The following is a 12,653-nucleotide window of genomic DNA, read 5'->3' on the forward strand; positions in this document are numbered from 1 at the left end:
GCGGCTAAGCGGTGCCGGCGTCCGCCGCGTCCTCGCCCACCGGCTCCTCCCGCGGGATCACGAGGATCTCGGCGATCCGGCGCCGGTCGAGAGCGGTCACCTGGAGCGTGACGCCGTCGACCTCGACCGTGTCGCCCACCTGCGCGAGCCGTCCGAGGTTCTCGATGACGAAGCCCGCGACCGTGTCCGACGCGGAGTCGGGGAGCTTGACGCCCGTCGCCTCCTCGAAGTCCTGGAAGTTGAGGCGGCCGTCGATCGTGCCGCCGTCCTCCGCGAGGTCGCGCGCGGCGGAGTCGGTGTCGTACTCGTCGAAGATCTCGCCGACGACCTCCTCCACGAGGTCCTCGAGCGTGACGATGCCGTCGGTGCCGCCGTACTCGTCCACGATCACGGCGATCTGGTGGCCCTCGGCGCGCATCATCGTGAGCGTCGGCAGCACGCGCGCGGTCGCCGGCAGGTAGGGGATCGGCCGGAGGATCTCGGACACGGGCCGCTCCGGATCCGCCGCGATCGCCTGGTACAGGTCGCGCACGTGGACGAAGCCGATGACGTCGTCGATGCTCTTGTCCATCACCGGGTAGCGCGAGTAGGGCCGGTCCTGCACGTCCAGCCCCGCCTCACGGACCGTGCCGGTGCCGTCGAGCGCGGCGATCTCCGGCCGCGGCTTCATGACCTCGCTGAGCTGGCGGTGGCGGAGGGAGAGCACGTCGTCGAGGATCCGGCGCTCGTCGTCCGGGAGACCCTCGTGGCTGGAGACGATGTCGCGGAGCTCCTCCTCGCTCATCTCCTCGCCGGTCTTGTGCGGGTCGCCGCCGAGGAGGCGGACGACCACGTTCGTCGAGACGGAGAGCAGCCAGATCACGGGCCGCATGAGGATCGCGAAGCCGTTGAGCACGGGCGCGACGCCGTACGCGAAGCCCGCGTTCCGCTGGATGGCGAGGCGCTTGGGCGCGAGCTCGCCGAGCACCAGCGAGAGGTAGGCGATCACGAGCGTGAGCAGGAGCGTCGCGACCGTGGACGCGACGCCGGTCTCGAGACCCCACGACACCAGGAGCGGCACGACGGACGGCGCGATCGACGAGGCGCCGTACGCGGCGGACGCGAAGCCGGCGACGGTCACGCCGATCTGCACCGCCGCGAGGAAGGTGTTGGGGTTCCGGGCGAGGGCGGCGACCTTCTCGCCGCGGCGGCCGCGGGCGGCGAGGGCGTTCAGCTGCCCTTCGCGGAGCGTGACGAGGGCCATCTCCGTCGCGGCGAAGACGCCCCCGACGAGGACGAAGACCACGACCAGGACGATGTTGAGGACGAGGTCGCCGTTCACGAGCGGGTGCCGGTCGGGCGGGTGCCGGTCGAGCGGGTGCCGGTCGGGCGGGATCCGGTGGGGCGGGTGCCGGTCGGGTCGGCGGCGCGGATCCCGGGGAGGGGGGCGGTGGCGCGGAGGGTGCGGGGCGTGCCCGGGGTCGTCCGGGCGCCGGGACTGTGGCTGTCGGGAGCGGGCTCCCGCGCGGTTCTGTGCATGGGCCGAGAGTAGCGGAGCAGGTGGGGAAATAGCCGGGCCCCCTGTCGGCGGCGGCCGTGCCCTACGGTCGGGGCGTGGACGACAGATGGATCGGCAGCTACGGGTGGGTCACGCTCGCCCTCGTGAACGCGGGGCTCGCGGAGCAGAAGGGGCGATCCCGGTGGACCTGGTTCCTCGTGTCCCTCCTCCTCGGTCCGGTCGCGACCCTCTTCATCGTGACGTGGGAGCGCGTGCCGGCCGCCGGCACCGCGCCGCGGCCCCTCGCCGCCCCGACGCGCGGGCTCCTCGCGGTCGGCCTCGGGCTCCTCGGGCTGGCCGTCGCGAGCGGGGTCGTCGGGCTGGCCAGCGACGACACGGGCCTCGGGATCCTCGCGGGCGGGCTCACCGCCGGGGCCGTCGTGGCGATCGTGCTGCACGTCCTGGCGCACCGCCGGTGGGACGCGATGCAGCGGGCGGCCGAGACGCGCGCGGCCGCGTCCGACGAGCCGCGCTGATCCCGGGGTCCCGTCCCGGGGGCCGGTCCCGGGTCCGCGCGCGTGCTGCCGGTCAGCCCACGGGGACGCAGGGGCGGTCGCAGCCGACGTCGTCGGCGCTCGCCGCCGCCCGTTCCGCCGCCCGCGCGAGCAGCGACACGTGCAGGTACCCCGCGTACCCGCCGGGCGTCCGGCCGTCGCGGCGACCCGAGGTGAGCACCTCGCCCGCGGCCGACGCCGTGATCGTGACGCCGGTCCCGCGCAGCCGCGCCACCAGGTCCACGTCCTCGTGCTCCGCCACCTCGGGGAAGCCGCCCGCGCGCACGTAGGCGTCGGCGCGCACGCCGAGGTTCGCGCCGTGCACGTGGCCGTTGGCCGCGCCGGGGACGCGGGTCGCCCGCCACGCCGCGATCTGCGCGGGGCTGAGGGCGTCGAGCTCGGGGCGCACGGTGCCGACGACCACGTCCGCGCCCGCGTCCGCGAGGGCCAGCTGGCTGGTGATCCACGCGCGCGGCACCACGGAGTCCGCGTCGGTGCACGCGATCCACAACTCGTCGTCCGCGCCGTCCCACACGGCGAGCGCCGCCGCGACACCGCGTGCGCGGGCCGCGCCGACCCGGCCCGCCGCGCTCTCGATCACCTCGACGCCGGCCGCGCGCGCGACCTCGGCCGTGCGGTCGCGGCAGTCGTCGGCGACGAGCACCACGTGCACACGGATCCCGCGGGCCCGGGCGCGCACCGCGGCCGCCTCGACGGAGGCGAGGCACCGGCCGACCAGGGCCTCCTCGTCGCGGGCGGGGATCACGACGGCGACCGAGCGGATCCGCGCCGCCGGCTCGTCGAGGCGCGCGGCCGCGAGCATCCCCTGGTCGACCGTCATCGGAGGCCCGTGCGCACGGCGACCGAGCGGGGATCCGCGGACAGCACCTCGAGCACGAAGTCGTCCTCCTCGTGCCGCATGAGGCGGTGCAGCCCGGGGACGGCGGCGAGGCGCGCGTGCACCTCGTCGCCCGTCCGCCGGAAGTCGCCCTCGGGGTGCCGCCAGTGGCACGCGACGAGCGTGCCGGCGGCGCCGAGCGCGCCGGGGAGGGCGGCGAGGACCCGGTCGAAGGCGGCGTCGTCGAGGTAGTAGCCGACCTCGCTCATCACGACGAGGTCGAAGGACCCGTCCGGCCAGTCGTCGCCGACGTCGCGGACCTCGACGCGCACGTGCGGCACGTCCGCGAGCCGGGCGCGGGCCCGCTCGACCGCGGTGGGCGCGACGTCGACCGCGAGCAGCGCGTCCACGCGCTCGGCGAGGCCCGCGGTCGTCACGCCGATCGAGCAGCCGATCTCGAGCGCCCGGCCGTAGCGCTCGTCGGGCAGGGCGGCGAGGGTCGCGAGGCGCTTGCGGCGCTCGTACCACCTCGTCGTGACGCGCCACGGATCCTCGGCGCGGGCGTACGCCGCGTCGAAGCGCTCGGCGGCGGTGGGGGCGGCGGTGGCGTCGACCGCAGGCCGGTCCGGGGCAGCGTCCGCCAGGATCACGACCTCCCGGTCGCGGTCGGCGTGCCGCAGGAAGCCGGGCTGGAGCACGGCCCGGTCCTCGGGCGCGTCCGACAGCGCGACCACCTGGCTGGCGTGGGCCCGCACGGCGGAGGACTTGGCGGCGCGCATCCCCGGATCCAGCGGCAGGGCGCGCATCTGGGCCCACGGCACGCGCGGGTCGCCGGGCGCGGCCCAGTGCCACATCCACACGGGGTACTCGACCAGCCGGATCCCGCGCTCGGCGGGCATCGCGAGCACGAGCTCGGCGACGACCTCGCCCGTGACGCGGTGGTCCCGGTGGCCGTCGCCGCGCCAGGGGGCCGCGACCCACGTGCCGGGCACGGCATCGGCGAGGAGCGCGGCCAGGTCGTCCCGCACGGCGTCGCGCCGCTCGCGGATCCCGCCGTCGGGGTGGGCGAGGAGCACGAGCCCGGCGTCGGGGGCGACGGCGTCGAGGGCCGCGCGGGCCTCGTCCCGGCGGACCGCGACGAGCTCGGCGGGTGTGCGCGTGGGGGATCCGGGGTGCGAGGCGGCGCCGTCCGTGACGATCGCGAGGGTCACCGGGACGCCGAGCGCGGCCGCCGTCGCCATGAGGCCGGCGGCGCCGATCGACTCGTCGTCGGCGTGCGCGGAGACCACGAGGAGTGCGGTCATCCCGGCGAGGTCGGGGGCGGGAAGCGCGTCCCAGCGCGGATCCGCGGGCCAGTCGTCCGCGTCGATGCCGGGCTCGCGCGCGTCGAAGGCGACGGCGCGCACGGGGGACATGGCCGGAGCGGCGAGGGCCGTCGGTGCCGCTGCCGGTGCAGCTGTCGCCGCGACCGTCGCCGCGCTCGCCGCGTCCGCCGCCCGCCGCCCGGCCTCCGCGAGCGCCCCGCCGAGGGAGGCGTCGTCGCGCTCGGCGTGGTGCTGCCGCACGTACAGCTGCAGGTCCGCGACGCGCTTGGCGTGATCCGCGTCCTGCGCGAGCGGGGCGGGCCCGAGCGCGTGCGCGACGTGCGTCAGCGTCTCCTCCACCGCCCGCGCGACGACGGAGCGCACCCGCTTGGCGAGCAGGCGCCCCTCCTCGCCCTCGGCGCGACCGCGGTCGACGAGGGCGGCCGCCTCCGCGAGGGAGGCGCGCGCGCCGTCGAGCGCCGCGTCCACGGCGCCGAGGTGCATGAGGAGGAGGCGGTCGGCGCCCGCGCGGGACGCCGCGGCGAGGAGCGTGCGCGCGAGCCCCACCGCGCCGCCGTACCAGCAGGCCGCGACGCCGATCCCGCCCCAGTGGAAGCCCGGGCGCTCGAGGTACCAGCCGGGCGCTCCCACGCGCCGCGCCGGCACGTCCCGCAGGCGCAGCGGTCCGCTCGGGACCTCGACCAGCCCGCGCGCGACCCAGGCGCCCGGCACGACCTCGACGCCGGGGTGCCGCAGGTCGAGCGCGAACAGGCCGCGCGTTCCGTCCGGTCGGGCCGCGGTGATGAGCGCGTGCGTCAGCGACCCGGCGAGCGAGCACCACGGCTTCGTGCCCGAGAGCCGCACGCCGTCGGGCGACGCGGGATCGGGCACGGCCTTCAGCGGATCCCCGCCGCCCTCCGCGGCGAACACGCCCCAGGTCCCGGCGACCGCGTCCGCGCTCCCGTCGGCGTCCGCGCCGCCGGCCGCGCGCTCCTGCGCGAGGATGGCGATCGCGTCGAGGTGCGGCTCGATCGTGCGGGTGAGCCCCAGGTCGGCCGCGGCGAGCGTCGCCAGCGCCTCCCAGAGGTCGGCCGTGCGGCCCTCACCGGGTCGGGCCCCGGCGTCGCCGAGCGCGACGCCGAGCGCCAGCGCCTGCTCCGTCGACCAGCCGAGCACGGCCTCCGGCGCGGCCAGCGCGTCCAGGACGCGTGCGGTCGCGGGCCCGGGCGGATCCTCCGCGAGCGGCACCGCGGTCGACGCCGACCGCACGCGCGCCGAGCACGCCGGGTCGAGGGGAGAGGCGGGCAGGGTGCCGGAGATCACGGTGAGGGGAGCCACTTCGTCAAGGGGGTTGACCGGACGGTGTCCGGTCTGCCTGTCGAACCTACAAGCGCCGCGCCCCTCCGTCCTCACCGCGACGCGGGACGGATCGAACGCCTTCGTGAGAGCGCTCCTCCGGCGGCGCGGCGATGTGGCAGCCTGTCGCCATCGGATCCCCCGGCCGCGCGGGTGTGGGACCCTGGCGGCAGGGCCGGAGCGTGATCCGCACCGCCCACGCGCGACCGGAGGGGACCCCCATGCACGAGCACGACGACCACGCGGAGCACGCCGACCACGCCGACCACGCGGAGCACGCGGAGCACGCGGACCACGCCGACGAGGCGCCCGCGACGACGGAGCCCGACGGCGCCGCCGCCCCGGACCACGAGCCGTCCCCCGAGGCCGTGGAGGAGTTCGAGCGGCTCGCCGTCCTCCGCATGGGCGGCCAGGACATCGAGGGTGCCCTCGAGCAGCTGCCCGAGGAGGACGCGCGCGAGGTCGCCGAGATCGCGATCGACCGCGTCGTCCGCGGCTACGACCACCTGTAGCGGAACGCAGCGGCCACTGCGCCGCCGACGGCCGACCGCGGAGTCGGCGGCCGGAGCACTTGCAGCCCGGAGCGCCTAGCGCCCGGTGAGCCGCGCGATGAGCTCCCGGTACCGCTCCGCCGTGCGCTCCACGATCTCGGGCGGGAGCACCGGCGGCGTGCCCGTGCGGTCCCAGTTCGCCGCGAGCCAGTCCCGCACGATCTGCTTGTCGAAGCTGTCCGTGCGGTTGCCGGTCGCGTACGCCTCGGCATCCCAGTAACGGGACGAGTCGCTCGTGAGCACCTCGTCGGCCAGCGTCGTGATGCCCGTCTGCGGGTCGATGCCGAACTCGAACTTCGTGTCCGCGAGGATCACGCCGCGCTCCTCGGCGACCGCCGACGCCCGACGGTAGACGTCGAGCGACAGGTCGCGCAGCCGCGCAGCCTCCTCGTGCCCCACGAGCTCCTCGGTGCGCGCGAACGTGATGTTCTCGTCGTGCTCGCCCTGCGGCGCCTTCCAGGCCGGCGTGTAGATGGGCTCCGGCAGGCGGTCGCCCTGCTGCAGGCCCGCGGGGAGCGGGATGCCGCACACGGTGCCGTGCTCCCGGTACTCCTCCCAGCCGGATCCGGCCAGGTAGCCCCGCACGACGCACTCGATGGGCAGCATCTCGAGCACGCGGCAGAGCATGGCGCGCCCCCGCACCTGCTCGGGGATGCCGATGCGGTCGAGCGTGGCGCGGTCGACCAGGTGGTTCGGGACGTCGAGCCGGTCGAACCACCACAGGCTGAGCTGCGTGAGGAGCTCGCCCTTGCCGGGGATGCCCGGCTCGAGCGCGAAGTCGTAGGCGCTCACCCGGTCGGTCGCGACGACCAGCACGTGCGGCTCGCCCTCGAGGGCGCGGTCCTCCGTGTCGTCGATCGCGGGGCTGAACAGCTCCCGGACCTTGCCCGAGTAGGCGTGCTCCCAGCCCGGCAGCTCCCACTCCGAGGCGTGCCCGGCGGGGGCGGCGCCCGTGCCCGCGGCGCTCATCGGATGACCTGCGCGGCGATGTCGGTGCGGTGCTGCGACCCGTCGAGCCGGATCCGGTCCACGGCCTCGTAGACCCGGGACCGCGCCTCCTCGAAGGAGGCGCCCGTGGCGACGACGCTCAGCACGCGACCGCCGGTGGCGACGAGGCCGCCCTCCGACTCGGCCGTGGCGGCGTGGGCGATGCTCACGCCGGGGACGCGCTCGGCGTCCTCGAGGCCCGAGATGACCCGTCCCGTCCGGGGCGACTCCGGGTAGCCCTCGCTCGCGAGGACCACGGTGACGGCCACGTCGTCCGAGAACTCCGGCCGCGGCACGCCGCCGAGCTCGCCGGACGCGGCGGCCAGCAGCAGCTGCGACAGCGGGGTGACGAGGCGGGGCAGCACGACCTGTGTCTCCGGATCCCCGAAGCGCGCGTTGAACTCGATGACGCGGATCCCGTCCGAGGTGAGGATGAGCCCGCAGTACAGCAGCCCGATGAACGGCGTCTGCTCCTCGGCGAGCTTCCGCACGGTGGGCAGCGCGATGGTGTCGATGACCTCGTCGACGAAGCCGGCGGGCAGCCACGGCAGCGGCGAGTACGCGCCCATGCCGCCCGTGTTCGGTCCCGCGTCCCCGTCGCCGAGCCGCTTGTAGTCCTGCGCGGGGGAGAGGGGGAGCACGTCGTGGCCGTCGGAGAGGAGGAACAGCGACACCTCCTGCCCGGCGAGGAACTCCTCGACGAGCACGGTTCCCTGGCCGAGGTAGTGGCGCGCGTGCTCGAGCGCGAGGCCGCGGTCGCCCGTGACGAGCACGCCCTTGCCCGCGGCGAGGCCGTCGGCCTTGATCACGTAGGGGGCGCCGTACGCGTCGAGCGCGGCCTCGACCTCGTCGAGCGTGCCGGCCTGCGCGGCGCGGCCCGTGGGGACGCCCGCCTCCTCCATGATGCGCTTGGCGAAGGTCTTGGACCCCTCGAGGGCGGCGGCCGCCTGGCCCGGCCCGAAGACCGGGATCCCGCGGGTGCGCAGCGCGTCCGCGACACCCGCGACGAGGGGCGCCTCGGGGCCGACGACGACCAGCTCGACGCCCTCGGTCAGCGCGTGCTCGGCGACGACCGCGGGATCGTCGATGTCCATCGTGACGACGGGGACCGCCCGGGCGATGCCCGCGTTGCCGGGGGCGGCGACGATGTCGTGCCCGGCGTCCTCCCGGAGCAGGGCCGTGACGATGGCGTGCTCGCGCGCACCGGAACCGAGTACCAGGATCTTCACGCCCCCACCCTATCGACGCGGACCCCGCCGGGCCGGGCCCCGGGGACGGGCTGCGGCCGTGCCGCATCCGCGCCCCTGGGGAGGGGGCGCGAGGGCGGGAGGCCGACCCTCCGCGGGAACGGGATGGGTCGGCTCCCTGCCTCGTCCGGCGTTCTTCGGGTCCGCCGGGAGGCGCATCGCCCCGGTCCTCCCGCCGCCCGGGAGGCAGCAGGAGGACCGGGACGTCCTGCCGTGCCGAGCGGGGCGTGTCACCGCGGGGCACTTCCATGAACGGTAATGGATGTCCCCCTAAATGCGGACACCCGGTGACGCCCCATTTGGAGGGGTGCCGCGCGCGGGATCCGGCGGCCGGGGGTCCCGCGCTCTGGCATCCTGGGACGATGGCCAAGGCGCGCATCCACCCCACCGTCGGACAGCCGGCCGTGCGGGCCGCGCTCGCCCAGGGCGCCGACGCCGACCGCGAGACGCGCGCCACCGCCGTCCGGTTCCTCCTGCAGTCGCTGGCGGACCTCGCGCCCGGCGGCACGGTCGAGGTCCGCGTCCCGCCGTTCGGGGCCGTGCAGTGCATCGAGGGGCCGGGGCACACGCGCGGCACGCCCCCGAACGTGATCGAGACCGATCCCGCCACGTGGATCGCGCTCGCGACGGGGGGCACGACCTGGGACGCCGGCGTCGAGGCGGGCGCCGTCCGCGCGTCGGGCCTCCGCGCCGACCTCCGCGGCCTGCTGCCCGTGCCGTGGCAGCTGCCCGCCGGCCGCTGAGGCGACTCCGACCGCTCGGCCGACGACCTCACGCGCGCCTGTGCGCCGGGCTCCCGGTGCGCCGCCCGTCCGCGGCCCGGGAGAGAATGGATCCATGACCGACGCCCGCCCCCAGCCCGACGACGAGCGCCGCACCGAGGTCCTCGTGCGGCGGTCCCCCCGCTACTTCCGCTTCATGGGCGTCGGCGCCGTGCTCGGCCTCATCGTGGCGATGGTCCTCACGCTCACGTTCCCGCCGAACCCCGAGTTCTCGGAGGCGCAGGTCCTCGCGTTCCTCGCGCTGTTCGCGGTCGTCCTCTTCGGCGGCCTCGCGGCCCTCCTCGCGCTGGCGCTCGACCGCGCGGCCTCGCGCCGCTCCCGCGTGCTCACGGCCGAGCGCGAGCCCGGCGAGCCGGACGCCTGACCGGTCCCGGCCGCCGCGACCCGCGTCGGCCGCCGGTCAGCTGAGCTGCGTGCGCTCCAGCCAGGACAGGTACTCGGGCGTCACGTTGCCGGTGATGTACTCGCCCGTGAAGCAGCTCATCTCGAGGTCCTCGACGCCCGTCGAGCCCTCGACGATGGCGTCGCGCATGTCGGCGACCTCCTGGTAGATGAGGTGGTCCGCCCCGAGCTCCTGCGCGATCTCGGGGATCTTGCGCCCGTGCGCGATGAGCTCCTGCCGCGACGGCATGTTGATCCCGTACACGTGCGGGTAGCGCACCGGGGGAGCGGCCGACGTGAACGTCACCTTGTTGGCGCCGGCCTGCCGGGCCATGTCGACGATCTCGCGGCTCGTCGTGCCGCGCACGATGGAGTCGTCGACGATGAGGATGTTCTTGCCCTTGAACTCGGAGCTCATGGCGTTGAGCTTCTGCCGCACCGACTTCTTGCGCTGCGCCTGCCCCGGCATGATGAAGGTCCGGCCGACGTAGCGGTTCTTGTAGAACCCCTCGCGGTACTCGATCCCGAGCGTCTGCGCGACCTGCATGGCCGAGGGTCGGGACGAGTCCGGGATCGGCATGACGACGTCGATGTCGCCCGCGGGGCTGTGCTCCGCGATGGTCGCCGCGAGCCGGTTGCCCATGCGCAGGCGCGCGTCGTAGACGCTGATGCCGGACATGACCGAGTCGGGCCGCGCGAGGTAGACGAACTCGAACGCGCAGGGGATGAGGCGCGGCGTCGGGTGGCACTGGCGGGAGTGCATCACGCCGTCCATGGTGATGAAGACGGCCTCGCCGGGCGCGACGTCGCGCACGATCTCGTAGCCGAGCGACTCCATGACGAGCGACTCGCTCGCCACGACCCACTCCATGCGCCCGCCCGCGATCTCGCGGCGGCCGAGCGTCAGCGGACGGATCCCGAACGGGTCCCGGAACGCGAGCATGCCGTGCCCGGCGATCATCGCGATGGACGCGTACGAGCCCTGCACGCGCTCGTGCACGCGCTCGACGGCCGTGAACACCTGGTCGGGATCGAGCGCCAGGCCGGACACCTGCGACTGCAGCTCGTGGGCGAGCACGTTGACGAGCAGCTCGGTGTCGGAGCTCGTGTTCGTGTGGCGGCGATCCACGTGGAAGAGCTCCTGCGCGAGCTCGCGCGTGTTCGTGAGGTTGCCGTTGTGCACGAGGACGATGCCGTAGGGCGCGTTCACGTAGAACGGCTGCGCCTCGTCCTCGTCGGCGGCGCTGCCGCGCGTGGCGTAGCGCACGTGGCCGAGGCCCATGGTGCCGAGGAGCGAGCGCATGTCGCGCGTGCGGAAGGCCTCGCGGACCTGGCCGCTGAGCTTCTTCACGTGGAAGGTGTTGCCCTCGGCCGTGGCGATGCCGGTGGAGTCCTGACCGCGGTGCTGCAGGAGCAGGAGGCTGTCGTAGACGAGTTGGTTGACGGGTTCGGACGATACGACGCCGACGATGCCGCACATGCTTCGGCTGACTCCTGAAGAGTAGAAGAGGTGGGGGAGCGGCCAGTCTCCCACACGGGAGCGACGCGCCCGGCCGCTACTCTGTCTCAGGTGACCACCAAGAGCTCGTATGCAGAGGCCGGCGTCGACACGGAGGCCGGCGATCTCGCGGTCCAGCTGATGAAGGAGGCCGTCTCCCGCACGCACGGCCCCGAGGTCATCGGCGGCTTCGGCGGGTTCGCGGGGCTCTTCGATGCCAGCGCTCTCACGCGCTTCCGCCACCCGCTGCTCGCGACCTCCACCGACGGCGTGGGCACCAAGGTCGCCATCGCCCAGGCGATCGACAAGCACGACACGATCGGCCAGGACCTCGTGGGCATGGTCGTCGACGACATCGTCGTGGTCGGCGCGCGCCCCCTCTTCATGACGGACTACATCGCCTGCGGCCGGGTCGTGCCCGCGCGCATCGCCGACATCGTCGCCGGCATCGCGCGCGCCTGCTCGGACACCGGGACCGCGCTCGTCGGCGGCGAGACCGCCGAGCACCCGGGCCTCCTCGGGCCGGACGACTACGACGTGGCGGGCGCCGCGGTCGGCGCGGTCGAGGCCGACTCCGTCCTCGGATCCGAGCGCGTGCGCGACGGCGACGTCGTGCTGGCGCTCGCCTCCAGCGGCCTCCACAGCAACGGCTTCTCGCTCGTCCGCCACATCCTGCAGGGCGCCGGCATCGGCTTCGGCGACACCTCCGCGGAGCTCGGCGGCCTGGTCGGCGAGGTGCTCCTCGAGCCGACGCGCCTCTACACGACGCCGCTCCTCGACGTGCTCGGGCAGCCGGACCTCGGCCCGGGCGTGCACTCCCTCAGCCACGTGACGGGCGGCGGCATCGCGGCCAACCTGGCGCGCGTGCTGCCCCGCGGCTCCTACAGCGAGGTCGAGCGGTCCACGTGGTCGCCGCCCGCGGTGTTCCGCGCGCTGGCCGGCATCGCCGGGTCGACCCTCGAGAGCGCCGAGGGCACCTGGAACCTCGGCATCGGCATGATCGCCGTGGTCGACGCCGCGGCCGCCGACGGCATCGCGCGCGCGCTGACGACCGCCGGCATCCCGACGTGGGAGGCCGGGCGGGTGGCCATGGGCGAGGCCCCGGCGGGCGCGGGCTTCGAGCAGGGCGCCAAGGGCGTCGACGGCGGGGCCGTGCGCCTCACCGGCCGCTACCGCGACTGACCCGCGGCGCAGGGCCGCTCCGGCGGGGCGACGTACGCCGCCCACACGGAGACGGACCCGCCTCGAGACGAGGACGGGTCCGCTGCTCGACCGGCCTCAGCCGGTCATGGATCAGGCGCGCTTCTGCTCGTCGCCCGGGACGTAGGCGTCCGGCTCGTCGGCGTACTCGTCCCACTTCGCGGCCTCGGCCGCGTACTGCTCGTCGACCGCCCCGTGGGTGGTCAGCTCGCGCTCCAGCTGCGTGTAGTCCACATTGGGACTGAACGACTTCAGCTCTCGCGCGATCTTGGTGTGCTTAGCTTTTTGACGGCCGCGCCCCATGCGAGACCCCCTCACGACTCAGGCCCCGACGGGCGGTGACAACGCTGGATGCAGCGGACAGGGTTGGAGAAAACCTAGGGGCTACCCTAACATGTGCCCTTCGGCGTCCCGGGCGTGTCCTCCCCGGCGGGAGGTGCCACGGGCATCGTACGTGCTCGTCCCGGCGCTCGGGATC

13 protein-coding genes are annotated in these 12,653 nt (G+C 75.1%); 5 read left to right on the forward strand and 8 right to left on the reverse strand.

Annotated features, from left to right (window positions below; translation table 11 throughout):
* Positions 1–4 precede the first annotated feature (4 nt).
* On the reverse strand, positions 5–1,321 hold the full coding sequence (locus ACT7CP_RS03485; RefSeq protein ID WP_445443392.1) for a hemolysin family protein: 1,317 nt from the start codon (positions 1,319–1,321) through the stop codon (positions 5–7).
* Complete coding sequence (locus ACT7CP_RS03490; RefSeq protein WP_445443393.1) at positions 1,318–1,518, reverse strand: hypothetical protein; 201 nt, start codon at positions 1,516–1,518, stop codon at positions 1,318–1,320. Before ACT7CP_RS03490 ends, ACT7CP_RS03485 begins: the two co-directional genes overlap by 4 nt.
* A 75-nt stretch (positions 1,519–1,593) precedes the next feature.
* On the opposite strand from ACT7CP_RS03490, the gene ACT7CP_RS03495 reads away from it, so the two are divergent.
* A complete protein-coding gene (locus tag ACT7CP_RS03495) occupies positions 1,594–2,013 on the forward strand; it encodes a hypothetical protein (RefSeq protein ID WP_445443394.1) in 420 nt (139 codons plus the stop codon).
* A 52-nt stretch (positions 2,014–2,065) separates the two neighbouring features.
* Here the strand turns inward: ACT7CP_RS03495 and ACT7CP_RS03500 are convergent, their stop codons facing one another.
* Both ACT7CP_RS03500 and ACT7CP_RS03505 read right to left on the reverse strand, forming a co-directional pair.
* Positions 2,066–2,872, reverse strand: coding sequence for a glycosyltransferase family 2 protein (locus ACT7CP_RS03500; RefSeq protein ID WP_445443395.1), 807 nt, complete (start codon positions 2,870–2,872; stop codon positions 2,066–2,068).
* On the reverse strand, positions 2,869–5,511 hold the full coding sequence (locus tag ACT7CP_RS03505) for a PIG-L family deacetylase (RefSeq protein WP_445443396.1): 2,643 nt from the start codon (positions 5,509–5,511) through the stop codon (positions 2,869–2,871). Before ACT7CP_RS03505 ends, ACT7CP_RS03500 begins: the two co-directional genes overlap by 4 nt.
* 239 nt (positions 5,512–5,750) lie before the next feature.
* Between ACT7CP_RS03505 and ACT7CP_RS03510 the strand changes: the two genes are divergently transcribed.
* Positions 5,751–6,041: a hypothetical protein gene (locus ACT7CP_RS03510; protein ID WP_445443397.1), complete on the forward strand. Its 291-nt coding sequence runs from the start codon at positions 5,751–5,753 to the stop codon at positions 6,039–6,041.
* A 75-nt stretch (positions 6,042–6,116) separates the two neighbouring features.
* On the opposite strand, the gene ACT7CP_RS03515 is transcribed toward ACT7CP_RS03510, so the two are convergent.
* Complete coding sequence (locus ACT7CP_RS03515; RefSeq protein WP_445443398.1) at positions 6,117–7,049, reverse strand: phosphoribosylaminoimidazolesuccinocarboxamide synthase; 933 nt, start codon at positions 7,047–7,049, stop codon at positions 6,117–6,119.
* Complete coding sequence (purD, locus tag ACT7CP_RS03520) at positions 7,046–8,296, reverse strand: phosphoribosylamine--glycine ligase (protein WP_445443399.1); 1,251 nt, start codon at positions 8,294–8,296, stop codon at positions 7,046–7,048. The genes ACT7CP_RS03515 and purD overlap by 4 nt, the downstream gene beginning before the upstream one ends.
* A 380-nt stretch (positions 8,297–8,676) precedes the next feature.
* Between purD and ACT7CP_RS03525 the strand changes: the two genes are divergently transcribed.
* On the forward strand, positions 8,677–9,057 hold the full coding sequence (locus tag ACT7CP_RS03525; RefSeq protein WP_445443400.1) for a sterol carrier family protein: 381 nt from the start codon (positions 8,677–8,679) through the stop codon (positions 9,055–9,057).
* 94 nt (positions 9,058–9,151) lie between these two features.
* Entirely contained in the window at positions 9,152–9,460 is a 309-nt protein-coding gene (locus ACT7CP_RS03530; RefSeq protein WP_413962503.1) for a hypothetical protein, read from the forward strand.
* 36 nt (positions 9,461–9,496) lie between these two features.
* On the opposite strand, the gene purF is transcribed toward ACT7CP_RS03530, so the two are convergent.
* Positions 9,497–10,957: an amidophosphoribosyltransferase gene (purF, locus tag ACT7CP_RS03535; protein WP_413962504.1), complete on the reverse strand. Its 1,461-nt coding sequence runs from the start codon at positions 10,955–10,957 to the stop codon at positions 9,497–9,499.
* Positions 10,958–11,047: 90 nt separating this feature from the next.
* Between purF and purM the strand changes: the two genes are divergently transcribed.
* Entirely contained in the window at positions 11,048–12,157 is a 1,110-nt protein-coding gene (gene purM, locus ACT7CP_RS03540; RefSeq protein WP_413962505.1) for a phosphoribosylformylglycinamidine cyclo-ligase, read from the forward strand.
* 111 nt (positions 12,158–12,268) lie between these two features.
* On the opposite strand, the gene ACT7CP_RS03545 is transcribed toward purM, so the two are convergent.
* Positions 12,269–12,478 (reverse strand): DUF3073 domain-containing protein, encoded by a 210-nt coding sequence (locus ACT7CP_RS03545; protein ID WP_012037444.1) that lies wholly within the window; start codon positions 12,476–12,478, stop codon positions 12,269–12,271.
* Positions 12,479–12,653 lie beyond the last annotated feature (175 nt).

The sequence above is a fragment of the Clavibacter rahimiani genome (genome assembly GCF_052654495.1).

Coding starts and splice junctions, on each gene's coding strand:
- ACT7CP_RS03490 (WP_445443393.1), bottom strand. CDS start 1,518: ATGCACAGAACCGCGCGGGAGCCCGCTCCCGACAGCCACAGTCCCGGC.
- ACT7CP_RS03500 (WP_445443395.1), bottom strand. CDS start 2,872: ATGACGGTCGACCAGGGGATGCTCGCGGCCGCGCGCCTCGACGAGCCG.
- ACT7CP_RS03510 (WP_445443397.1), top strand. CDS start 5,751: ATGCACGAGCACGACGACCACGCGGAGCACGCCGACCACGCCGACCAC.
- ACT7CP_RS03515 (WP_445443398.1), bottom strand. CDS start 7,049: ATGAGCGCCGCGGGCACGGGCGCCGCCCCCGCCGGGCACGCCTCGGAG.
- ACT7CP_RS03525 (WP_445443400.1), top strand. CDS start 8,677: ATGGCCAAGGCGCGCATCCACCCCACCGTCGGACAGCCGGCCGTGCGG.
- ACT7CP_RS03530 (WP_413962503.1), top strand. CDS start 9,152: ATGACCGACGCCCGCCCCCAGCCCGACGACGAGCGCCGCACCGAGGTC.
- purF (WP_413962504.1), bottom strand. CDS start 10,957: ATGTGCGGCATCGTCGGCGTCGTATCGTCCGAACCCGTCAACCAACTC.
- ACT7CP_RS03545 (WP_012037444.1), bottom strand. CDS start 12,478: ATGGGGCGCGGCCGTCAAAAAGCTAAGCACACCAAGATCGCGCGAGAG.